A 635-nucleotide genomic window follows, 5' to 3' on the forward strand; every position below is an offset into this window, starting at 1 on the left:
GAGGGCTGGGCCGCCTCCCGGGTGGCCAAGGGCAAGCTGGAGCAGGATGCCGCCACCGCGGCCCTGGGCGCCCTGGCCTACAGCACCGACCTCGATGAGGCGGCCGCAGGAGCGGACTTCGTGATCGAGGCCGCCACCGAGCGGCTGGAGATCAAGACGCAGATCTTCGAAAAGCTCGGCGTGCTGGCCCCGGCCCACGCGATCCTGGCCACCAACTCCTCCACGCTGGGTTCCTCCAAGGTCGCGGCGGCCACGGGGCGCCCGGCACAGGTGTGCAACATGCACTTCTTCAACCCGGCCCTGGTCATGAAGTGCGTCGAGGTCGTGCGCCACGGGGAAACCAGCGACGCCACGGTGGAGACCACGATGGAGTTGGCACGCCGGCTGGGCAAGGAACCGGTGCTGATCAACCGCGAGATCCCCGGGTTCATTGCCAACCGCCTGATGGGTGCCATCCAGCGCGAGGCGCTGTTCCTGGCCGATTCGGGCATCGCCAGCATCGAGGACATCGACACCACCGCGCGCACCGCGCTGGGCCACCCCATGGGACCGTTCGCGCTCATGGACATGGTCGGGCTCGACGTCATCGACTTCATCGGCCAGGCCACCTTTGCGGAGACCGGCGCGGCCGAGGA

General features: G+C 68.8%; 1 protein-coding gene. It reads left to right on the top strand.

What is annotated here, in order from left to right; all coding sequences use genetic code 11:
* Nucleotides 1-635: 3-hydroxyacyl-CoA dehydrogenase family protein (locus DQ353_RS21170; protein ID WP_146755376.1), on the top strand; the 635-nt coding region annotated here is incomplete at both ends.

Source organism: Arthrobacter sp. AQ5-05 (assembly GCF_003287975.1).
Taxonomy (GTDB): domain Bacteria; phylum Actinomycetota; class Actinomycetes; order Actinomycetales; family Micrococcaceae; genus Paeniglutamicibacter.